This window comes from Ruegeria sp. BB7 (assembly GCF_056539365.1).
In genome coordinates, this window is sequence record NZ_JBQFUV010000019.1 from 1 (window position 1) to 20,508 (window position 20,508).

Consider the following 20,508-nt stretch of genomic DNA (forward strand, 5'->3'; position numbering starts at 1 on the left):
CGTTCGGCGTTGAGCTGATCGCGCCGATCGCGATGGAAAACGGCCTGCGCTTCGCGATCCGCGAAGGCGGCCGCACCGTCGGCGCCGGCGTTGTCTCGAAAATCATCGAGTAAGGCGCGCTTGTCGCGCCTGGTTGCGGCAGGCGATTTTCCATAGGAAAATCTGCCGGGAGCAACTCGGTGAAGAACTAAAGAAGGCCGTCCCAAACCGGGGCGGCCTTTTTAGCAAATTGAACTAATTAGTTCGGCGCAAATTTGGATCACTGCAGCGGTTTGCTTGTTTCAGTCTGTGAACTATGCGATCCTGACTGAGATTTTAGATATCAAAATACTGGGATTTCTTATGGCAAATTCTAACGGGCGATCAACGGCAGACATAGTTAACTATTTTAGTTCCAATTTGCCCGAAGGACACGCTCTTCGACAGCTCCAAGGTGGGTTGCCCAACTTGTCGGACGCCGAATACCACCAAGTCAATGAAGATTTGGCCATTTACAGCTTAAATCAATCTGAAACCTTTTTGCCTCTCGAAGAGCTCGCAGAGCTGGCCAAGAGTTTTTCAGCAACGGCAGCAAGAATATATTCCGAAGTGTCGGACAGAGTTCGTGAGGCAATTGTTCTTTTTGCTAAACAACAAAACGTTCCAGTGCCAGTGATTGACGGGATAGGTGGGGATGCAGGGCAATCTGCAAACCCAGTCGATGAAGCTGGCGATAGCGGCGCGGAGATTTCTGCAAGGATTAAGTCTACAAACGTATTGCAACGTCAAATTGACAGTTTTTGGAGTGACTTTGCTGGAAGGACAGATGAAGAAAAGCTATTTGCACTAAAATACTGGGATCAATATGCAAGACAGTTGGACCCTTGTCTTAAACAAGAAATTCAAGGGCCATCTGGATTGTCCCGCCTTTCGCGTAGCGAGAGCGTTGCTGAAAAGGCTAAAGCTAGGACAGATGAAGAAATCGAGCGTCCAAGTAGCTCGAGCCAGAAGTTTTGGCTGGGAGTTCAGAATATTGCGAACCTAATGGGTATAGCTGCCGCTGCTTACACGCTGACAGCCGCGCCGGCTGGAGGAGGTTTCAACCCGACCATAGTCGTTCACGTACAGCAAGTTCAGCAGGTTCAACCACCGCAATATTTTAGGGCAGTTGTAACGGCCCGAAGTGGACTTCTTGTGAGATCTTCAGAAAACAACGGCGTCGTGATTGATGGTCTTGCCTATGGCACGGAAGTCATAGTTGAACAGAAATACGAGACAATGTCTTTGATAAGATACGATAACGAAGACGGCTACGGGGAAAGATCGGGCTTTGTGTCAAACGAATGGATTGAGCGAAGTGGCAAATAGTATTTTCTTTCGTAGCAACAAAGGGCTCCGATGAGTAAGAGCTGGGTTCTCGAATAACCGACCCTCAATATCCCAAAACGCTTGGCAAATAATCTTTTCTGTTGAGTAAACCCGATAGCGGGTGTCTTTCCCCCTTGCCAAACCCCATCAACCCAACTAATACGCGCGAGTTCTCAACAAGAACGTCAAGGCGGGGTGATTCCCGCCTTTTGGGTTCGAAGAGGGTTGGCGATGCGCGTCTGTCCTCCTCTCAACCTCAACGCCTGATAAAAGGCTGTTAATATGCAAAGCCAAAACATCCGTATTCGGCTGAAGGCATTTGACTATCGCGTTCTGGATGCCAGCACGCAAGAGATCGTCAACACTGCCAAGCGGACCGGCGCGAACGTGCGCGGCCCGATCCCGCTGCCGAACAAGATTGAGAAGTTCACGGTTCTCCGTGGCCCTCACGTTGACAAGAAATCCCGCGACCAGTTCGAGATCCGTACGCACAAGCGTCTGCTCGACATCGTTGATCCGACCCCCCAGACCGTTGACGCGCTGATGAAGCTCGACCTCGCTGCTGGTGTGGATGTCGAGATCAAGCTGCAGTCGTAAGATCGGAGGGTATAGATTATGCGCTCTGGTATTATCGCAAAAAAAGTTGGCATGACCCGCCTGTTCATGGAAGACGGCAAGCAGATCCCTGTGACCGTTCTTCACCTGGACAACCTGCAGGTCGTTGCACAGCGTACCGCTGACAAAGACGGCTATACCGCCGTTCAGCTGGGCGCTGGCGCTGCCAAGGCAAAACGCACCTCGAAAGCCATGCGCGGTCACTATGCCGCTGCCAAGGTCGAGCCCAAGCGTAAGCTGGCCGAGTTCCGCGTCTCCGAAGATGGCCTGATCGATGTGGGTGCCGAGATTTCGGCAGAACACTTCCTAGAAGGTCAGAAGGTTGACGTTTCGGGCACCTCGATCGGTAAAGGCTTTGCCGGTGCGATGAAGCGCCACAACTTCGGTGGTCTGCGCGCTTCGCACGGTGTTTCGATCAGCCACCGTTCGCACGGTTCGACCGGTCAGTGTCAGGACCCGGGCAAGGTGTTCAAAGGCAAGAAGATGGCCGGTCACATGGGTGCTGCCCGTGTCACCACCCAGAACCTGGAAGTCGTCAAAACCGACGCCGACCGTGGTCTGGTCTTCATCAAAGGCGCCGTTCCCGGACCGAAATCGGGCTGGGTTACCGTCAAGGACGCCGTGAAGAAGAAAGCACCGGAAGGCCTGCCTTTCCCGGCTGCTGTGAAATCGGCTGCAACCGAAGCACCTGCGGAAGAAGCTCCCGCGGAAGGTGGTGAAGCATGAAACTTGATGTAATCAAACTGGACGGCGGCAAAGCCGGCGACATCGAGCTGAACGCCGATCTGTTCGGTCTCGAGCCGCGTGCGGACATCCTGCACCGTGTGGTCCGTTGGCAGCGCAACAACGCGCAGGCCGGCACCCACAAGGTCAAGACCCGCTCGGAAACCAGCTACTCGACCAAGAAGATCTATCGCCAGAAGGGCACCGGTGGCGCACGCCATGGTGACCGCAACGCGCCGATCTTCCGCAAGGGTGGTATCTACAAGGGCCCGACCCCTCGTTCGCACGGCCACGATCTGCCGAAAAAGTTCCGCAAGCTTGGCCTGCGCCACGCTCTGTCGGCCAAAGCCAAGGCAGGTGAACTGGTTGTGATCGAGAACGCCGAAGCCGAAGGCAAGACCGCCGCTCTGGCCAAACAGGTTGCAAACCTGGGCTGGAAACGCGCTCTGGTCATCGACGGCGCGACCGTGAACGAAGGGTTCCTGAAGGCGTCGCGCAACATCGAAGGTCTGGATATCCTGCCGTCGATGGGTGCAAACGTTTATGACATCCTCAAGCGTGACACCCTGGTGCTCACCAAAGCGGCTGTCGAAGCACTGGAGGCTCGTCTGAAATGAGCGCGAAGGCAGAACACTACGACGTGATCCGCAAGCCGATCATCACCGAAAAGTCGACCATGGCGTCCGAAAACGGCGCGGTTGTCTTTGAAGTGGCGATTGACAGCAACAAGCCGCAGATCAAAGAGGCCGTTGAGGCGCTGTTTGGTGTGAAGGTCAAAGCGGTGAACACCACCGTGACCAAAGGCAAAGTCAAGCGGTTCCGCGGCCAACTGGGCCGTCGGAAAGACGTCAAAAAAGCATATGTAACCCTGGAAGAGGGCAACACCATCGACGTGTCCACCGGTCTCTGATCGGATCACGTTTTGAAGAGAGATAAAGGCCCCCGCGAGAGCGGGGGTTTTTTTGTTGTGCAGATGTCACCAAGTCATCAGACGCGTTTTGCAACCGTTACCTTGAAGATGGGCGAAGTTTTGAAGGCGCGTCATCAGCCATAGCGTATTCACGTTCAGATCTAGTGGTGCGCCAAGAGTTTCTTCACCCAAATCTGATTGGAGCCGTTCAAATTGCTTTGGTGTCTGGTCCCTGCGCACCAACCCGTGATCCTTGTGCCAGATAAAGGTGAAAAGCGCTGGCCCGTCGTGGTCGGGCCAAACTGTACCATAGGTAGCGGTTTCCGTTGTACGTATCGGGAAAATTTCGCGCCCAATGATGGTGCCGTCGCTTTGCCTGAGTACGGCCACGGGAAAAAAATAGGGACGGCTGAAATCTGCATAGGCTTCATAGCTGAGATTGGCCCCGCTAGGGAGCTGCACGCAGGTGCCGAATTTCTTCGAATAGAGTGCAGCAAGCGCCAGTATGATTAAGGTCGCAAGCAACAGGATGGTTGCCATTAGTAAAATGGTTCCTCTAAGAAGTATTCCCAACATCTAATAGCAGCTCATACACGGGTCATTGTGGAAGTGAACTGTCACCACCGGGTTCCAGTCGGGCGCATTGCTCAACCAGTTTTGTGTGTGATTACTTAAGAAACCACGAATGTTCTGAAAAAGTTCTTTTGGCTAGACCTTAAGTTGCGCCAGTGACTGCCCGTGGGATGGCGCTGCAACGGCTGATCAGTGCGCTTTATGGTGCCAAATACATCCGACCTCACACCGAGGCGCAAACGTCCCCAAAGCGCCAGCCCGCCGGGGCGGGCAGTCGCTGGCGCGGCGGCCTTCGGCCTTGTCCCGCGCCAGGTACAGTCATTAAGTGACCTATGCCAAAACGGAGTTTTCCGGGGGTTCAATGTTGTCCCATCTTTCAGCGATAGTGGCGCAAGCCGCTTCCATGTTCTGAAAACGTCTCGTGGCATCTGTGGGCGCTGGTATAAATTTCCCAGTTGCGCAGTCCAAAGTTAGACACAGTTTCTCCTCAGGTGCAGTTTCATCCTGCACGTCGATCATTTTCCGACAACCGAACAACACAGATGATTGATAGGCGCCTACTTCTTCATCTAGTGGTTTGCCTTTAGCATAGCGAATTGTCCCGAGGCCTGTTCTGAGCCGGTTTGTTCGCGTAACCCGTTCGACACCGAAGCGGATGTCCGGGTTCACTTCGACACCATGCAGGTCAACTTTGAAGTTGGATGGAGAATCCGCAAATTCAGCCGTTTTAGGGAATGTATCCATGCTGAATACGTTTCCATAGGCGATCAGGAAGTCGCCATTGATATCCAAAGTGTGTCGCTCGAAATCAGTGTCGGCCATCATATCCAAGATTCGCTGACCCTCGTTTCTCAATTCGTCATTGTTTAACGTGCCCGCAAGCAATCCATTTGTGATGAAAGCTTTCGCTCGGTCATGCTGGATCGCACGGGCGATTTTGCGATATTTGCAGTCGCGAATGATGGAGCGTTTCTTACGTTCTGATGCGACCATATAATCACTTAGGTAGCGGCTATTGACTTTGGGCGTCTTGACCAATCGGTGTGTTGGCGATTCACTCATCTAAAACCTCTGAGGTAAATAAAATGGCGGAACTCTATTTTACCGGGAAAGCACAGGATGGAAAGCGCTTGATGATTGCGCCGATAACCTCGACTAGGCTAGCGAGATGTCCGGAACCTCCAACAGATACAAGTGGTTACTTTCTGATGGAGGAGCATGAAGGCAATTCGAATGGTGCGGTTACTATTCTTGCGCATGTCCCAGATGCTGAAGCGGCATTTCGCCTCGGTCGTCTGTTCTGTATGACGTAATGCCTCGAAGCCAATCCTTTCAACACTACCGAGAGTCTTTTCAGTAAACGAATTCTAGCTCCCTATAGACACCCAACCCCAACCCTGTTACACGCTCCCAATCTTGCGGCCTCGGATTCGTTCCGGGGCCTCTGATATTTGTAACCGGGGACCTTCGGGGCCCTATACCCTTGGCACCTACGGGGGCCTATCACATAGCAGGGAAATCCCTGCACTTGCTAAACGGAAGACAGAAAGCATGGCACTCAAGTCGTACAAGCCGACGACGCCGGGCCAGCGCGGGCTGGTGCTGATCGACCGTTCGGAGCTTTGGAAAGGACGTCCGGTCAAGTCTCTCACAGAGGGTTTGACCAAATCGGGCGGCCGGAACAACACCGGACGGATCACTTCACGCCGCCGCGGCGGTGGCGCAAAGCGTCTCTACCGGATCGTTGACTTCAAACGGAACAAATTTGATGTCGCGGCAACCGTCGAGCGGATCGAATATGACCCGAACCGGACCGCATTCATCGCACTGGTAAAATACGAAGACGGCGAGCAGGCATATATCCTGGCTCCGCAGCGTCTGGCTGTTGGTGACAAAGTCGTGGCATCCGCCAAGGCCGACATCAAGCCGGGCAACGCAATGCCGTTCTCGGGCATGCCCATTGGTACCATCGTCCACAACATCGAGATGAAGCCTGGTAAAGGCGGTCAGATCGCACGTGCGGCCGGTACTTACGCTCAGTTCGTTGGTCGCGATGGCGGCTACGCTCAGATCCGTCTGAGCTCGGGCGAGCTGCGCATGGTCCGTCAGGAATGCATGGCCACCGTTGGTGCCGTGTCCAACCCCGACAATTCGAACCAGAACCTCGGTAAAGCCGGTCGTATGCGCCACAAGGGCGTTCGTCCGTCGGTTCGTGGTGTTGCAATGAACCCGATCGATCACCCGCACGGTGGTGGTGAAGGTCGTACCTCGGGTGGCCGTACACCGGTTACACCGTGGGGTAAGGACACCAAGGGTAAGCGTACCCGCAACAAGAACAAAGCGTCCCAGAAGCTGATCATCCGCTCGCGGCACGCCAAGAAGAAGGGACGTTAATCTATGTCTCGCTCTGTTTGGAAGGGTCCTTTCGTCGATGCTTACGTGCTGAAAAAAGCCGAAGCAGCGCGCGAGTCGGGCCGCAACGAAGTCATCAAAATCTGGTCGCGTCGTTCCACCATTCTGCCCCAATTCGTGGGTCTGACCTTTGGTGTGTACAATGGCCAGAAGCATATCCCGGTAAACGTCTCGGAAGACATGATTGGTCAGAAGTTCGGTGAATACTCGCCGACCCGTACCTATTATGGCCACGCCGCAGACAAAAAAGCGAAGCGGAAGTAAGTCATGGGCAAGGAAAAGAACCCCCGCCGCGTGGCTGAAAACGAAGCAATGGCGAAAACTCGCATGCTTCGCACCAGCCCGCAGAAACTGAACCTGGTTGCGCAAATGATCCGCGGCAAGAAAGTTGAGAAGGCTCTGACCGACCTGACTTTCAGCAACAAGCGTGTCGCGCAGGACGTCAAGAAGTGCCTGCAGTCCGCAATCGCGAATGCCGAAAACAACCACAACCTGGACGTTGACGAGCTGATCGTCGCCGAAGCATGGGTTGGCAAGAACCTGGTCATGAAGCGCGGTCGTCCGCGTGCCCGTGGCCGTTTCGGCAAGATCATGAAGCCGTTCTCGGAGATCACCATCAAGGTGCGTCAAGTTGAGGAGCAAGCCTAATGGGTCATAAAGTAAATCCGATCGGCATGCGCCTGCAGGTCAACCGCACCTGGGATAGCCGCTGGTACGCCGACACCAAGGACTACGGTGATCTTCTTCTGGAAGACCTCAAGATCCGTGAGTTCATCAACAAAGAGTGCAAGCAGGCCGGTGTTGCCCGTGTGATCATCGAACGTCCGCACAAGAAGTGCCGCGTCACGATCCACACCGCACGTCCCGGTGTCATCATCGGCAAGAAAGGTGCAGACATCGAAGTTCTGCGCAAAAAGCTTGCTCGTATGACCGACAGCGAACTGCACCTGAACATCGTCGAAGTGCGCAAGCCCGAGCTTGACGCGCAGCTGGTTGCCGAGTCCATCGCTCAGCAGCTGGAGCGCCGCGTCTCGTTCCGCCGCGCAATGAAGCGGTCGGTTCAGAACGCCATGCGCATGGGCGCCCTGGGTATCCGGGTGAACGTCGCTGGTCGTCTGGGCGGCGCCGAAATCGCACGGACCGAGTGGTACCGCGAAGGCCGTGTGCCTCTGCACACTCTGCGTGCCGACATCGATTACGCACATGCCGAAGCGATGACCCCCTACGGGATCATCGGGATCAAGGTCTGGATCTTCAAAGGTGAGATCATGGAGCACGATCCGCAGGCACGTGACCGTAAAGCACAGGAACTCCAGGACGGCCCTGCACCTCGTGGTGCTGGTGGCGGTCGTCGCTAAGGAGGGAAAGATATGCTTCAACCAAAGCGTACTAAATTCCGCAAGATGCACAAAGGCCGGATCAAGGGCGAAGCCAAGGGCGGCTCTGATCTGAACTTTGGCACCTACGGCCTTAAAGCTCTTGAGCCTGAGCGTGTGACCGCACGTCAGATCGAAGCTGCACGTCGTGCCATGACGCGTCATATGAAGCGTCAGGGCCGTGTCTGGATCCGCATCTTCCCCGACACTCCGGTCACTGCAAAGCCGATCGAAGTTCGTATGGGTAAAGGTAAAGGTTCGGTCGACCGCTGGGCATGCAAAGTCAAGCCTGGCCGCGTAATGTTCGAGATCGACGGCGTCAATGACGACATCGCCCGCGAGGCCCTGCGCCTGGCTGCGATGAAGCTGCCGATCAAGACTCGCATCGTGGTTCGCGAAGACTGGTAAGCGATTTGGGGCAACCCTGTCGTCTAGAATTAACCCCGCCGGGAAACTGGCGGGGTTTTTCTTTTTGCACGGAACGCAGGGCACGAACACGTGACTGGAAACGACGTGCGATAGATGGTTATCATCGCGCATTGCCTCGAAATCTCGGGACTACTTGCCATGACACACCTATTCCGCTTGTTTACGCTTTCGCTTCTGGTGTTTTTCACTGCAGCCGGAGTTACATCGCGGGCTCAAGCGGCCTCGCCAGAAGTGAACCTTGGGTACTTCAACGGTTTGGCGATGAATGGGTATGATGTCATGACATACTGGCGTGGGGGCGATCCGCAAAAGGGTGATCCAGCCAATTCGGCCGAGTTCAATGGCGCAACATGGGTATTTACTAGCAGTGAAAACCGGCACGCATTTCTGACCGACCCCTCGAAATATGCGCCACAATTCGGCGGGTATTGTGCTTATGCCGCCAGCCAGAACGCGGTAGCGGATGTTGACCCTTACGCCTGGCGTATCTGGGATGGCAAGCTGTACCTGAATTACAGTCCACAGGTGCGGCGTATCTGGGCCAGCGACATTGATGCGAATATCGAAAAGGCGAACGGATACTGGCCTGGGCTTTTGCAGTAATGGGTTCTGATCGCTGGTGATCCCTGAACAATGCGCCAGATGTGATATTCACGCGATATTCGTAAAAAATCAGCTTTAAAGGCTGGAAAGTGTCACTGATTAGTGAAAATACGCCGTTGTTACAGAAATTCTCTGCGGACTCGGTGTTTTGGCCGGTGTTCAACCGTTCTTTCGCGAAACAGCGAAAACACTGCAGTGCCGCTGTCCAGATCGAAAGCCGAGGAATACAATGGGCCTTACCTGCCGGGACGTGATGGTTCCGCCTGAAATACAGAATACGATTCACCCCGATGACACTGTGGCAAAAGCGTTCGACATCATCCGTGACAGCCGGGCGAGGTTTCTTCCGGTCGTGGACGGGAACGGGAAATTTGTAGGCGCTTTCACAGCGCCGACATTGATCAAAATGATCCTTCCGAGTGCAGCGCTGATTGGCATGAGCTCGGATGCAACACGTGTTCCAATCAGCAACCTCAGCTTTATGGACCTGACCAAAGAGGATTTTCGGAAGGAAATCGAGCGACTGAACGAGGAACGGGTAGGGGACCATTTGTCCAATCCAGCCAACATTCCTGTCGCTGCCCCTGACACGCCGGTGATGGAAGGCATCTTCCTGATCCATAAATTCAAGCGCCACGTCTTCCTAGTCGAGCCGGAAACCGAACGTTTCGTCGGCACTGTCAGCCCGAATTCGCTGATGGATCACGCGCTGAGTTAACCCCAAAATACCGGATCAGAAAATTGACCGAACATTCCGTCTCGCATGGAGAGCACGCGTTCTCCGTTCCTCAACTATTGGGTATTGATCCCTTGTGGATCGCTACCGGCATTCTTATTGCCGTCTACGCAGTGCTGATCACCGAAAAGGTGAACCGTGCCATTCTTGCGATGCTGGGCGCATCCTTGATGGTGCTGTTTGGTATTCTCAATCAAGAACAGGCCGTGGCTGGCGTGGACGCCAACACTCTGGCGCTGTTGATCGGCATGATGGTGATTGTAGGGATCACCAGCAAATGTGGGTTGTTTCAATACGTCGCGATCAAGGCGGCCAAGGTCGTCAAGGCCAACCCGACCGGTATTCTGGTCATGCTGACCTTGATTACGGCGATCTTTTCGGCCTTACTGGACAACGTAACCACCGTTCTTCTGATTGCGCCGATCACTTTGCTGATCACGGACGCGTTGGAAACGCCCGTGTTTCCGTTCTTCTTCGCCGAGATTCTGGCCTCGAATGTGGGTGGTACCGCCACATTGATCGGTGACCCGCCGAACATCATCATTGGCTCTGCCACCGGGCTCAGCTTTAACGAATTCGTGGTCAACCTGGCCCCGGTCTCGGCCATCTGTCTGGTTGTGCTGACCGGTATCATCTATCTGATGAACCGCCGCACACTGGCGGCCATCCCGAAATCGGCCAGCGAAAAGATCATGCGTTTCAACGAAGGCGAGGCGATCACAGATGTACGCCTGATGATCAAATCCCTGTCGGTCTTGGCGCTGGTTTTGCTGGGCTTCACGCTGGGGCATGGCTACGGAATCCAGCCGGGCACCTCGGCGCTGGCCGGTGCTGGCCTGCTTATGCTGTTGGCCTATGGGCACCAAAGCGGCGAAGAACAATCTGAGTCCGTCCACCATATCTTTGGTGAGGTGGAATGGGTTACGATCTTCTTCTTCGGTGGTCTGTTCGTGATCGTGGCCGGTGTTGAACATGTGGGCCTGCTCGAGTTCTTTGGCCAGAAAGTTCTGGATCTGACCGAAGGCGACATGATGTGGACAGCGTTCCTCATTTTCTGGGCTTCGGGTATCCTTTCGGCCATTCTGGACAACATTCCTTTTGTGGCCACGATGATCCCGCTGATCGAATCCACAACCGACACCTTTGGTGGTCCGGATGCGATCGAACCGTTGTGGTGGTCGCTGGCTCTGGGCGCATGTCTGGGTGGTAACGGTACGCTGTTGGGCGCCAGTGCCAACCTGACCGTTGCCGCCTTTGCCGAGAAGGCCAAGCAGCCAATTGGTTTCGTGAAGTTTGCGATCATGGCCTTCCCGATCATGATCCTGACGCTCATGATCGCCAACGTCTACATCTGGCTGCGCTACTTCTATTAGAGCGTTTGGCGTTTTAGCCGATTGTACGCATCGAAATGCGCGTTCGACCGAAGGTCGAGGCAGCGCATTTCGATGCAATTTAAACGCTAAACGATAAGTCGCACCCGACCAGCCGCTTTTCTGGGGTGGCTGGTCTCGCGCTTGTGCCTCGGCTGGGCTATAGCCGGGGCATGGCACAGATTGAATCACTCTTCGTTACCCGTCTCTATCGCGCAGCTTTGTCCGAGTTCGATCCCAAGATCGATCCGGAGGAACTGGAAAGCTCTTGTCTTGTCATCGCCGAGGATGATGAGGCCGGGCAGGAATGGTGTGAAGAGAACGGCTATCCCGGCTACACCAGCTATGCCTCGCTGACCGATCTGCCGTGGCGGTTCCCGATCTTTGCCGACCTGGTGAAGGCGCTGGATCAGCATGTTGCGGCCTTCGCCAAGGATTTGGAGTTCGATCTGGGCGAGGGGGCGCTCAAGCTCGAAGACCTATGGATCAACATCCTGCCCGAGGGTGGAATGCATTCTAGCCACCTGCACCCGCACAGCGTGATTTCTGGCACGACCTATGTGGCAATGCCCGATGGGGCGAGCGCGTTGAAACTTGAAGACCCTCGCTCAGGTCGCATGATGGCCGCGCCAACGCGTCTGAAAGGTGGGCGGCGGGATTTGCAGCCCTTCATTTATATGAAGCCGCAGGTGGGCGACATACTGCTGTGGGAAAGCTGGCTGCGTCACGAGGTGCCAATGAACATGGCCGAGGAAGAGCGGATTTCGGTGAGTTTCAATTATAAGTGGGAGTAACCAAAAAAGGTGGCGGCCAATTCGGCTAAGCCGCCACTTCAAGTTGTAGTCGACGCGATCCAGGTTTTAGTAGACCCAAGCAAAACGTCCTAAATGGTAGTTTATTGAAGCTGTTTCTTTCGATAAGGAACCGCGCTTTTGTTAAAAAACGATTTTGACCCCCTGTGAAGAAGGCCTGTTCGTTTGGTGTTCGAAGGTGCTTGCAAATCCGTTACAAAAGCTGACAGTAAAATGTCGCGCTGGATTCAACGTAGTTTTTTCGCCAGCACAACGCCCACCCCCTATTCACCATATCAGGGACTGCAAATACAGTTTGAGGTCCCTCGGGCGATTGAATTTCGACCGCTTCATATTCGTTGCCTTCAAAGGTTACAGTGGTGATGTTCACAAGATCACCACACGCATCGTCCTTTTGGCATTTAAGGGCGATATGCTTCCAGGCGTCAAATTCGTTTGCGTCGCCAGCGGATACAGAGAATGCAAGGCAAAGCATCGAAAGCATTACTATCGTAAAACGCATATTCATCTCCTATAATTTTGAAATAATGGACGAATTGTAGGGTGGTATCCTGTAAGTAACAACAATTCATTTCTAGCGATGAGAGGAAATGAATTTCGGCCTCTCGTCAAAACCGTTTGATAAAGGCCATTCAGGTACACAAACTTTCCCTTGCCACCCACCCCCTAAACCCTTATACGGCGGCATCCTGCAAGTCCCCCGGCTGAGTCGGGGGATTCGCATGTCTATCATTCATCCACCAGGTCCAAGGTGACCCTGTCAGGGGGCCTTCTGGTGTTTTGAGCAAAGGAAAAAGGCGATGAACGCCCAAGAACTGCGTGACAAGACCCCGGACCAGCTCCGCGAGGAACTGGCCAACCTGAAGAAAGAAAGCTTTAACCTGCGCTTTCAACAGGCAACCGGTCAGCTGGAAAACACTGCTGGCATCAAAGCGGCTCGCCGCAACGCTGCCCGCGTCAAAACCATTCTGAACGAAAAGGCCGCTGCTGCGGCATCGGAGGAGTAATCCTATGCCCAAGCGTATCCTGTCCGGCGTGGTAACCAGCGACGCCAACGAGCAAACCGTAACTGTTTCGGTTGAGCGTCGTTTCAAGCACCCGCTGCTGCACAAAACCGTTCGTAAGTCCAAGAAATACCGGGCTCACGACGAAAAGAACGCCTTCAAGGTCGGCGACACCGTACGCATCATCGAATGCGCGCCGAAATCGAAGACGAAACGTTGGGAAGTTCTGGAAGCGTAAGCCTCCGGGATTTTCCCATTTGTCGAAACCCTGGGGGATCTAATTAGACCAGCCCCCACAGGTCGGGAGAAACCACATGATCCAGATGCAGACCAATCTGGATGTCGCTGACAACTCCGGCGCACGCCGAGTTCAGTGCATCAAGGTCCTGGGTGGTTCCAAGCGTAAATACGCCTCCGTTGGCGACATCATTGTCGTCTCGGTGAAGGAAGCCATCCCGCGCGGCCGCGTAAAGAAAGGTGACGTCCGCAAGGCCGTCGTCGTGCGCACCGCCAAGGAAGTCCGTCGCGAAGACGGCACCGCGATCCGTTTCGATCGCAACGCCGCCGTCATCTTGAACAACAACAACGAGCCCGTAGGTACGCGTATCTTTGGCCCCGTTGTTCGTGAGCTGCGCGGCAAGAACTTCATGAAAATCATCTCGCTGGCTCCGGAGGTGCTGTAATCATGGCTGCTAAACTCCGCAAAGGCGACAAGGTCGTCGTGCTGGCCGGCAAGGACAAGGGCAAAGAGGGAACGATTACCTCGGTTGACCCGAAAGCCGGTAAAGCTGTTGTCGATGGCATCAACATCGCCATCCGCCACACCCGTCAGTCGCAGAACTCGCAAGGTGGTCGCCTGCCTCAGGCAAACCCGATCGAGCTGTCGAACCTGGCGCTGCTGGACAAGAACGGCAAAGCAACCCGCGTTGGCTTCCGCATGGAAGGTGACAAGAAGGTGCGTTTCGCCAAGACCACAGGGGACGTGATCGATGCTTGATTCCGCAACCTACACCCCGCGTCTGAAAGCTCAGTACGTTGAAACCATCCGTGCCGCTCTGAAAGAAGAGTTCGGCTACAAGAACGACATGCAGCTGCCCAAGCTGGAAAAAATCGTTCTGAACATCGGTTGTGGTGCTGAGGCGGTCAAAGACTCGAAGAAAGCGAAAGCTGCTGTCGAAGATCTGACTGCGATTGCTGGTCAAAAGGCCGTTGCAACCAAGGCGAAGAAGTCGATCGCGGGTTTCCGCGTCCGTGAAGACATGCCGCTGGGTGCGAAAGTGACCCTGCGCGGTGACCGGATGTATGAATTCCTGGATCGCCTGATCACCATCGCGCTGCCGCGCGTTCGTGACTTCCGCGGTGTTAAGCCTTCTTTCGATGGTCAGGGCAACTTTGCCATGGGCATGAAAGAGCACATCGTGTTCCCGGAAATCGACTTCGACAAAGTCGACGAGGTCTGGGGCCTGGATATCGTAATTGCCACCACAGCGAAAACCGACGCTGAAGCGAAGAGCCTGTTGAAAGCATTCAACATGCCGTTCAACGCGTAAGCGCCGGGAGGATTGAGACATGGCTAAGAAAGCAATGATCGAACGCGAGAAGAAGCGCGAACGCCTGGTGGCCAAATATGCCGCAAAGCGTGCCGAGCTGAAAGAAATCGCGAATGACGAGAGCCGCCCGATGGAAGAGCGCTTCAAAGCGCGTCTGAAACTGGCGAAACTGCCGCGCAACAGCTCGGCTACCCGTCTGCACAACCGTTGTCAGCTGACCGGTCGTCCCCACGCTTACTACCGTAAGCTGAAGGTCAGCCGTATCGCGCTGCGCGAGCTGGGTTCTGCTGGTCAGATTCCCGGCATGGTGAAATCGAGCTGGTAAGGGAGACATAGATATGAACGATCCTATCGGCGATATGCTCACCCGTATCCGCAACGCGCAAATGCGCGGCAAGTCCACCGTTTCCACCCCGGCTTCCAAGCTGCGCGGTTGGGTTCTGGACGTGCTGGCGGACGAAGGTTACATCCGTGGCTACGAAAACACGACCGGTGAAAACGGTCATCCGGCCATCGAAATCAGCCTGAAATACTACGAAGGCACCCCTGTCATTCGCGAACTGAAGCGGGTCTCAAAACCCGGTCGTCGCGTGTACATGGGCGTCAATGACATCCCGCAGGTCCGTCAGGGTCTGGGCGTGTCGATTGTCAGCACTCCGAAAGGTGTGATGTCGGACGCAAACGCTCGCTCCAACAATGTTGGCGGCGAAGTGCTCTGCACCGTCTTCTAAGGAGGTCTGCAATGTCTCGTATTGGTAAAAAACCGGTCGAGCTGCCCAGCGGCGTTTCCGCCTCTGTGTCGGGTCAGACCATCGAAGTCAAAGGTCCGAAAGGCACCCGCAGCTTCACCGCAACTGACGATGTTACCCTGTCGGTCGAAGATAACGTTGTGCAGATCAACCCCCGCGGCATGTCCAAGCGTGCCCGCCAGCAGTGGGGCATGAGCCGCACCATGGTTGCCAACCTGGTAACCGGTGTGACCCAGGGCTTCAAAAAAGAGCTGGAGATCCAGGGTGTTGGTTACCGGGCTCAGATGCAGGGTAACACCCTGAAGCTGAACCTGGGCTACAGCCACGATGTTGATTTCACTGCCCCGGAAGGTGTCACCATCACCGCGCCGAAGCAGACCGAGATCGTTGTGGAAGGTATCGACCAGCAGCAGGTGGGCGAAGTCGCGGCCAAAATCCGCGAATGGCGCCGTCCCGAGCCGTACAAAGGTAAGGGCATCCGCTACAAGGGCGAGTTCATCTTCCGCAAGGAAGGCAAGAAGAAGTAAGGACGCAGACAATGGCAAACAGCAAAAGAACCCTGTTTCTGAAGCGCCGCCTGCGCGTTCGGAACAAACTTCGCAAAGTCAACGCCGGCCGTGTACGCCTGTCGGTTCACCGTTCGAACAAGAACATCAGCGTTCAGCTGATCGACGACGTTCGTGGCGTGACCCTGGCCTCGGCCTCGACCCTGGAAAAAGATCTGGGTGTTGTTGGCAAGAACAACGTCGAAGCGGCCACCAAAGTGGGCGCGGCCATCGCCGAGCGTGCCAAGAAGGCAGGCGTCGAAGAGGCCTATTTCGATCGTGGTGGCTTCCTGTTCCACGGCAAGGTGAAGGCAGTTGCCGACGCCGCGCGTGAAGGTGGTCTGAAGATCTAAGACTTGCGGGCGGGTTTCGATCCGCCCCGATGATCCGGGGGCCTCGACTACAGTCGGGGCTCACTTGGATTGAACTAAACGGCGCCGCAAGCGCCACATGAGAAAAGGGATGCCAAATGGCAGAACGTGAAAACCGTCGGGGCCGTGGCCGCGACCGTGAAGAAGCACCGGAATTTGCAGATCGTCTGGTCGCAATCAACCGCGTGTCGAAAACCGTAAAAGGTGGTAAGCGCTTTGGCTTCGCCGCTCTGGTGGTTGTCGGCGATCAGAAAGGCCGCGTCGGCTTTGGCAAGGGTAAAGCGAAAGAAGTACCTGAAGCCATCCGTAAGGCGACTGAACAAGCCAAGCGTCAGATGATCCGCGTGCAGCTGCGCGAAGGTCGCACCCTGCACCACGACATCGAAGGCCGTCACGGCGCCGGTAAAGTGGTTATGCGCACCGCGCCTGAAGGTACCGGTATCATCGCCGGTGGTCCGATGCGTGCTGTGTTCGAAATGCTGGGCGTTAAGGACGTTGTGTCCAAGTCGCTGGGCTCGCAGAACCCGTACAACATGATCCGCGCCACCATCAACGGCCTGCAGAAAGAGCAGAGCCCGCGTTCGGTTGCCGCACGTCGTGGTAAAAAAGTTGCCGACATCCTGCCCAAGCGGGACGAAGCACCGGCTGCTGCTGAAGCAGAAGCATAAGGAGAGCGACCCATGGCAAAAACCATCGTCGTCAAGCAGGTCGGTTCCCCGATCCGCCGCCCCGCCGAACAGCGCGCAACCCTGATCGGCCTGGGCCTGAACAAGATGCACAAAACCCGTGAGCTGGAGGACACTCCTTCGGTTCGCGGCATGATCAACAAGATCCCGCATCTGGTAGAGATCGTCGAAGAGCGCGGCTAAGCGCGACTTCCATCGAACTAAGAAACGCCTCCGTATATTCGGGGGCGTTTTTCTTTTTTGGAGGTATTTGTCTGCTTTGAGCCCGTAGCGGTCAAATGCTCCGATAAAGGCAATTCCAGAAGATCGCGTCTTAGTTTGATGGCGTCATATTAACGATTGTGGGTTCTCGATCACCGCTTGTCTCAAAGACAATCATTTCGTCTCCCATTGCGCCGAAGTCGATTTGCTTCATGTCGACCATGTGGACCGTCCGGTCGTACATCGTGTGATAGAAGTAGGTGAGGTTTTGGGAGTCGCTCGCGGTCGTAATTTGAGTTGCGCTGTAAAGCAAATCATCCGATTGCACGTCGTCCTGCGCCCCTTCCGCAGCGTCCGCTGGGATGTTGAAGTTGTCTAGAATCCTGAATGCCTCACGCACCGTATCGTAACCGCCATCTGTTGGTCGCGCAGTTTGCGAGAACGCGACCGCGCGAACAAAGCGTGACGGTGGAGTGAAATCGCCGGGTAGGCCAATCATTCCGCTACCCGCGCCAAGTGGTGCAAAGGTCACGCCGCTGGCTTCGACCGACGGAAGACCAATTGCCGACAGATTGACGTAGTTGTTGAGATTCGTCATGTGCCAGTCATAATTGGGAGAATTAGTGATAACACCCAGCGGAGCCTCAAAAACTGTCAGTTCACCGTCAATGTATTCGATGACGATCCGCCCACCAAAGCGATCCGCTACCAACATGTGGAAAGGAAACGGAAAGCCAAGGGTTTCGTCCACAACGCCGACGACGCGAATGGCTTCGAGGCCTGCCTGCGCTTCTTCAACTGTCTCGTATTGAGAAAGGACATACGAGGCTAGCAAATCTCCGGGGATCGTGTTGTCGGCAAGTTCTGGCAGGTACTCTTGGTATTCAGTAAAGCCCGGCAAGTAAAACAAACCTGCAGTCAGTCCCACCTCATTAATACCATCTGCGGGCGCTCCGTGGTCCAACATACTGATGCCGACCATACCGAAGCGGCCAGTCCAAGAGGCTCCTTGTTGCCCGTCAGGCATCGCGCCAGCGCTATAAGTGTAACCCCTTGGGATAATGTTGATCTTCGTTTCGAGGTCGAACGGCCCCCATTCTGCCGTTCTTGCGCGAACAATGCTTCCGTCCGTTCCTGTCAGCATGATCCCGGTGCATGCCAATGCCATCGATACAGAAGCTATCAAAGCCACGCTGGCGCGGGCAGTTGCCCAAAGAACTCTGTTTAAGGTCATGCCTCTTCTCCTGGCGGCAGTTTCCAAACGAATCATCCCACATAGATGTGATGTTAACATGTTGAATGGTTTCCACTCAGGTCGCAAATCGCCCATCGGACGGCTGAAAGAACTTGGCAACATGGCACCGCCAACAGAAGCAACGGCAGCTTTATCCGCATACCGGACCGCAGTCGTAGGCGGTGCCGAGTGTCCAGATTTCTGGGCCATTCCCTCAACGCATACCGGCCAGACCAAAACTTCGGTTGTTAGCGATATCTGGCAGGCCTATCTGCATCCTGTCTCCAAAAGGAACAGAAACTCTATCATCGGAGAATTCGCTCCGATCAGGAAAGGAATAATGATATGGCCCATACAGCAACAGCACATCACGGCGGCACTAACCTGATTGCGCGCGTCACAGATTTCGTCGCGAGAGTCAAAGAAGCCTATACTTTGCGCGCCGAATACAACCGCACTTTTTCGGAACTGCAAGGCCTGACCGACCGCGAACTGAACGACATCGGCGTGCGCCGCTGCGATATTAAGGATATTGCGCACGACCACGTCTACTGCTCGTAACCTTGCGATCCACCACTCACCCAGAGGCGCCACTTGGCGCCTCTTTCGGTTTTTGGTCTCGCGCATCACAGTTTCGGAATTTCTGATTAAGTGGCATTGCGAGGGTTTCCCTTGTAGGGCAAATGCTGTCAGGACGGGATCAACTGCCGTCGTATTTTGACAGAAAGACACTTTATGGCGCGTGAATATCAGATCGGAATGCTTTGGGTCGAAGGACCGCTAAGCTTTCTTGAGCAGCTCTGCATCAAGTCCTATCTGGACGCCGGTCAAAGCGTGCGCCTCTATACCTACGACAACGTCACGAATATCCCGGACGGGGTAGAGAAAAGAGATGCGCGTGAAGTTTTGCCTGATTCCGAGTTCATCACGCATGGCAGAACCGGAAGCCCTGCGCCGCATTCGGACAAATTCCGGTATCGGATGCTGGCACAAGAGCCAGACCTGATCTGGGCTGATACGGATGCCTATTGCCTACGGCCGTTCACAACGCCAAATGGCCACTATTATGGATATCTCGAGGGTGAGGTGGCCATTGGTGTGCTGGCTCTGCCTCAGGACAGTGAAACGCTGGGCAAATTGATCGAGTTCACCAATGATCCGTATCGTATTCCGCCCTGGTTGCCGCCCCGCCATCGCAAACCGTTGGAGGAAGCACAGCAAGACGGGGCACCTGTGAATGTTGCCGAAACTCTTTGGGGGGTATGGGGTCCAAAGGCTATGACATGGGCGTTGAGGCAGACCGGTGAAATAAAATACGCGTTGCCCGAACACGTTTTTTACCCGCTGAACTACACGCGCCGACGTGCTCTGGCTCGGCCCGGGGCGAACGTAGACAGATTTTTCAAGGAAGATACGGTTTCGATCCACCTATATGGTCGTCGGATGCGTGCGATCATGCAAAACAAATATAATGGTAAACCCGACCCTGACAGCCTGGTTGGGAAGCTGGTCGAGAAACATGGTATCGACCCACTTGCAGCGCCCATTCAGCCGCGTGAAGGGGGCGAGGAAATGGCAGCACCGGGCGAAGAGTGAGGCGGCACCCACCTCAGACTTGCCAAGCGGGATCAACGCGCCTATACGCCTCCGGTGGACTGCCGTCCGCGAGAATCAAAACCAAGAAATGCCGTGTTTGGCCCATCACGCTTCGGGGGTCACATCCGGCTTAGGAGAAGCGAAATGAAACTGAACGAATTGCGCGACAATCCTGGCGCCAACCCGAAACGCACCCGCGTTGGCCGTGGTCCGGGTTCCGGCAAAGGTAAAATGGGTGGCCGTGGTATCAAAGGCCAGAAATCCCGTTCGGGTGTGGCCATCAATGGCTACGAAGGCGGCCAGATGCCGCTGTACCAGCGCCTGCCCAAGCGTGGCTTCAACAAGCCGAACCGCAAGGAATTCGCCGTCATCAATCTGGGCCTGATCCAGAAATTCATCGACGCCAAAAAACTGGACGCCAAAGCTGCGATCACTGAAGACGCTCTGGTTGCGTCCGGTCTGGTTCGCCGCAAGCTGGACGGTATCCGCGTTCTGGCCAAAGGCGAGATCAGCGCCAAGGTGAACCTGGAAGTTACTGGTGCTTCGAAAGCTGCCGTCGAGGCAGTTGAAAAAGCGGGTGGTTTACTGACGGTCACAAAAGCTGCTGCGGCAGAGTAAGCGCTTGTGAGCGGGCGAAGACCCGCTTACATAGAGCACTAAGTTTTC

33 protein-coding genes are annotated in these 20,508 nt (G+C 55.0%); 29 read left to right on the plus strand and 4 right to left on the minus strand.

Translation table 11 applies throughout. From position 1 onward, the window contains the following. The 6 genes from ACR0D7_RS17915 to ACR0D7_RS17940 all read left to right on the plus strand — a co-directional run. The coding region (locus ACR0D7_RS17915) for an EF-Tu C-terminal domain-related protein (RefSeq protein WP_480428719.1) at positions 1–113 on the plus strand (113 nt) is incomplete at its 5' end. A 334-nt stretch (positions 114–447) separates the two neighbouring features. Next, positions 448–1,347 (plus strand): hypothetical protein, encoded by a 900-nt coding sequence (locus ACR0D7_RS17920; RefSeq protein ID WP_480680245.1) that lies wholly within the window; start codon positions 448–450, stop codon positions 1,345–1,347. 282 nt (positions 1,348–1,629) lie between these two features. Next, entirely contained in the window at positions 1,630–1,944 is a 315-nt protein-coding gene (rpsJ, locus tag ACR0D7_RS17925; protein WP_008756422.1) for a 30S ribosomal protein S10, read from the plus strand. A gap of 18 nt (positions 1,945–1,962) precedes the next feature. Next, a complete protein-coding gene (rplC, locus tag ACR0D7_RS17930; protein WP_170334115.1) occupies positions 1,963–2,688 on the plus strand; it encodes a 50S ribosomal protein L3 in 726 nt (241 codons plus the stop codon). After that, on the plus strand, positions 2,685–3,302 hold the full coding sequence (gene rplD / locus ACR0D7_RS17935) for a 50S ribosomal protein L4 (RefSeq protein WP_155148664.1): 618 nt from the start codon (positions 2,685–2,687) through the stop codon (positions 3,300–3,302). Before rplC ends, rplD begins: the two co-directional genes overlap by 4 nt. Further along, entirely contained in the window at positions 3,299–3,595 is a 297-nt protein-coding gene (locus ACR0D7_RS17940) for a 50S ribosomal protein L23 (protein WP_008757532.1), read from the plus strand. Before rplD ends, ACR0D7_RS17940 begins: the two co-directional genes overlap by 4 nt. A gap of 66 nt (positions 3,596–3,661) precedes the next feature. Here the strand turns inward: ACR0D7_RS17940 and ACR0D7_RS17945 are convergent, their stop codons facing one another. Continuing rightward, a complete protein-coding gene (locus ACR0D7_RS17945; RefSeq protein WP_480680246.1) occupies positions 3,662–4,135 on the minus strand; it encodes a hypothetical protein in 474 nt (157 codons plus the stop codon). Positions 4,136–4,498: 363 nt separating this feature from the next. Continuing rightward, on the minus strand, positions 4,499–5,230 hold the full coding sequence (locus ACR0D7_RS17950; protein ID WP_480680247.1) for a hypothetical protein: 732 nt from the start codon (positions 5,228–5,230) through the stop codon (positions 4,499–4,501). 489 nt (positions 5,231–5,719) lie between these two features. Between ACR0D7_RS17950 and rplB the strand changes: the two genes are divergently transcribed. The 9 genes from rplB (at position 5,720) to ACR0D7_RS17995 (ending at position 11,888) form a co-directional block, all read left to right on the plus strand. Next, positions 5,720–6,562 (plus strand): 50S ribosomal protein L2, encoded by an 843-nt coding sequence (rplB, locus tag ACR0D7_RS17955; protein WP_008757664.1) that lies wholly within the window; start codon positions 5,720–5,722, stop codon positions 6,560–6,562. 3 nt (positions 6,563–6,565) lie between these two features. Then, on the plus strand, positions 6,566–6,844 hold the full coding sequence (gene rpsS, locus ACR0D7_RS17960) for a 30S ribosomal protein S19 (protein ID WP_005980699.1): 279 nt from the start codon (positions 6,566–6,568) through the stop codon (positions 6,842–6,844). Positions 6,845–6,847: 3 nt separating this feature from the next. Beyond that, positions 6,848–7,228 (plus strand): 50S ribosomal protein L22, encoded by a 381-nt coding sequence (gene rplV / locus ACR0D7_RS17965; RefSeq protein WP_039538267.1) that lies wholly within the window; start codon positions 6,848–6,850, stop codon positions 7,226–7,228. Continuing rightward, positions 7,228–7,938, plus strand: coding sequence for a 30S ribosomal protein S3 (rpsC, locus tag ACR0D7_RS17970; protein WP_008758042.1), 711 nt, complete (start codon positions 7,228–7,230; stop codon positions 7,936–7,938). The genes rplV and rpsC overlap by 1 nt, the downstream gene beginning before the upstream one ends. Positions 7,939–7,950: 12 nt before the next feature. Continuing rightward, a complete protein-coding gene (rplP, locus tag ACR0D7_RS17975; RefSeq protein WP_480680248.1) occupies positions 7,951–8,364 on the plus strand; it encodes a 50S ribosomal protein L16 in 414 nt (137 codons plus the stop codon). Positions 8,365–8,523: 159 nt separating this feature from the next. Further along, the gene (locus ACR0D7_RS17980) at positions 8,524–8,988 is read left to right on the plus strand and encodes a YHS domain-containing (seleno)protein (RefSeq protein WP_480680249.1); all 465 of its coding nucleotides are present in this window, start codon (positions 8,524–8,526) and stop codon (positions 8,986–8,988) included. A gap of 229 nt (positions 8,989–9,217) precedes the next feature. Then, positions 9,218–9,706: a CBS domain-containing protein gene (locus tag ACR0D7_RS17985; protein WP_480680251.1), complete on the plus strand. Its 489-nt coding sequence runs from the start codon at positions 9,218–9,220 to the stop codon at positions 9,704–9,706. 23 nt (positions 9,707–9,729) lie between these two features. Continuing rightward, a complete protein-coding gene (locus ACR0D7_RS17990; protein ID WP_480680253.1) occupies positions 9,730–11,097 on the plus strand; it encodes an ArsB/NhaD family transporter in 1,368 nt (455 codons plus the stop codon). A 170-nt stretch (positions 11,098–11,267) separates the two neighbouring features. Further along, positions 11,268–11,888: a 2OG-Fe(II) oxygenase family protein gene (locus ACR0D7_RS17995; RefSeq protein WP_480680255.1), complete on the plus strand. Its 621-nt coding sequence runs from the start codon at positions 11,268–11,270 to the stop codon at positions 11,886–11,888. A 211-nt stretch (positions 11,889–12,099) separates the two neighbouring features. Here the strand turns inward: ACR0D7_RS17995 and ACR0D7_RS18000 are convergent, their stop codons facing one another. Further along, positions 12,100–12,408, minus strand: coding sequence for a hypothetical protein (locus ACR0D7_RS18000; protein WP_480680256.1), 309 nt, complete (start codon positions 12,406–12,408; stop codon positions 12,100–12,102). A 298-nt stretch (positions 12,409–12,706) separates the two neighbouring features. On the opposite strand from ACR0D7_RS18000, the gene rpmC reads away from it, so the two are divergent. From rpmC to rpmD, 11 genes are all read left to right on the plus strand, one after another. Next, positions 12,707–12,913: a 50S ribosomal protein L29 gene (gene rpmC / locus ACR0D7_RS18005; protein WP_010437082.1), complete on the plus strand. Its 207-nt coding sequence runs from the start codon at positions 12,707–12,709 to the stop codon at positions 12,911–12,913. A 4-nt stretch (positions 12,914–12,917) separates the two neighbouring features. Then, positions 12,918–13,148, plus strand: coding sequence for a 30S ribosomal protein S17 (gene rpsQ, locus ACR0D7_RS18010; RefSeq protein ID WP_152459158.1), 231 nt, complete (start codon positions 12,918–12,920; stop codon positions 13,146–13,148). A gap of 76 nt (positions 13,149–13,224) precedes the next feature. Beyond that, on the plus strand, positions 13,225–13,593 hold the full coding sequence (gene rplN / locus ACR0D7_RS18015) for a 50S ribosomal protein L14 (protein WP_008757934.1): 369 nt from the start codon (positions 13,225–13,227) through the stop codon (positions 13,591–13,593). Between the two features lie 2 nt (positions 13,594–13,595). Next, on the plus strand, positions 13,596–13,907 hold the full coding sequence (gene rplX, locus ACR0D7_RS18020; protein ID WP_170328772.1) for a 50S ribosomal protein L24: 312 nt from the start codon (positions 13,596–13,598) through the stop codon (positions 13,905–13,907). Then, complete coding sequence (gene rplE / locus ACR0D7_RS18025; RefSeq protein WP_170755578.1) at positions 13,900–14,460, plus strand: 50S ribosomal protein L5; 561 nt, start codon at positions 13,900–13,902, stop codon at positions 14,458–14,460. The genes rplX and rplE overlap by 8 nt, the downstream gene beginning before the upstream one ends. 19 nt (positions 14,461–14,479) lie before the next feature. Further along, positions 14,480–14,785: a 30S ribosomal protein S14 gene (gene rpsN / locus ACR0D7_RS18030; RefSeq protein ID WP_068340744.1), complete on the plus strand. Its 306-nt coding sequence runs from the start codon at positions 14,480–14,482 to the stop codon at positions 14,783–14,785. A gap of 13 nt (positions 14,786–14,798) precedes the next feature. Beyond that, positions 14,799–15,191: a 30S ribosomal protein S8 gene (rpsH, locus tag ACR0D7_RS18035; RefSeq protein WP_155148687.1), complete on the plus strand. Its 393-nt coding sequence runs from the start codon at positions 14,799–14,801 to the stop codon at positions 15,189–15,191. Positions 15,192–15,202: 11 nt separating this feature from the next. Next, entirely contained in the window at positions 15,203–15,736 is a 534-nt protein-coding gene (gene rplF, locus ACR0D7_RS18040) for a 50S ribosomal protein L6 (RefSeq protein WP_170356679.1), read from the plus strand. Between the two features lie 11 nt (positions 15,737–15,747). Beyond that, complete coding sequence (rplR, locus tag ACR0D7_RS18045; protein WP_039523386.1) at positions 15,748–16,107, plus strand: 50S ribosomal protein L18; 360 nt, start codon at positions 15,748–15,750, stop codon at positions 16,105–16,107. A 116-nt stretch (positions 16,108–16,223) separates the two neighbouring features. Beyond that, a complete protein-coding gene (rpsE, locus tag ACR0D7_RS18050) occupies positions 16,224–16,793 on the plus strand; it encodes a 30S ribosomal protein S5 (protein ID WP_155148691.1) in 570 nt (189 codons plus the stop codon). A 12-nt stretch (positions 16,794–16,805) separates the two neighbouring features. Then, entirely contained in the window at positions 16,806–16,994 is a 189-nt protein-coding gene (gene rpmD, locus ACR0D7_RS18055; protein WP_058283504.1) for a 50S ribosomal protein L30, read from the plus strand. A 130-nt stretch (positions 16,995–17,124) separates the two neighbouring features. On the opposite strand, the gene ACR0D7_RS18060 is transcribed toward rpmD, so the two are convergent. Beyond that, positions 17,125–18,456 carry a linear amide C-N hydrolase gene (locus tag ACR0D7_RS18060; RefSeq protein WP_480680257.1) on the minus strand — a complete coding sequence of 444 codons (1,332 nt, stop codon included), beginning with the start codon at positions 18,454–18,456 and terminating at the stop codon, positions 17,125–17,127. Between the two features lie 135 nt (positions 18,457–18,591). Here ACR0D7_RS18060 and ACR0D7_RS18065 point away from each other — a divergent pair, with 135 nt between their 5' ends. The 3 genes from ACR0D7_RS18065 (at position 18,592) to rplO (ending at position 20,460) form a co-directional block, all read left to right on the plus strand. Further along, positions 18,592–18,807 (plus strand): DUF1127 domain-containing protein, encoded by a 216-nt coding sequence (locus tag ACR0D7_RS18065; RefSeq protein WP_480680258.1) that lies wholly within the window; start codon positions 18,592–18,594, stop codon positions 18,805–18,807. A gap of 174 nt (positions 18,808–18,981) precedes the next feature. Beyond that, complete coding sequence (locus ACR0D7_RS18070) at positions 18,982–19,842, plus strand: hypothetical protein (RefSeq protein ID WP_480680259.1); 861 nt, start codon at positions 18,982–18,984, stop codon at positions 19,840–19,842. Positions 19,843–19,986: 144 nt separating this feature from the next. After that, the gene (rplO, locus tag ACR0D7_RS18075) at positions 19,987–20,460 is read left to right on the plus strand and encodes a 50S ribosomal protein L15 (RefSeq protein WP_480680260.1); all 474 of its coding nucleotides are present in this window, start codon (positions 19,987–19,989) and stop codon (positions 20,458–20,460) included. Positions 20,461–20,508 lie beyond the last annotated feature (48 nt).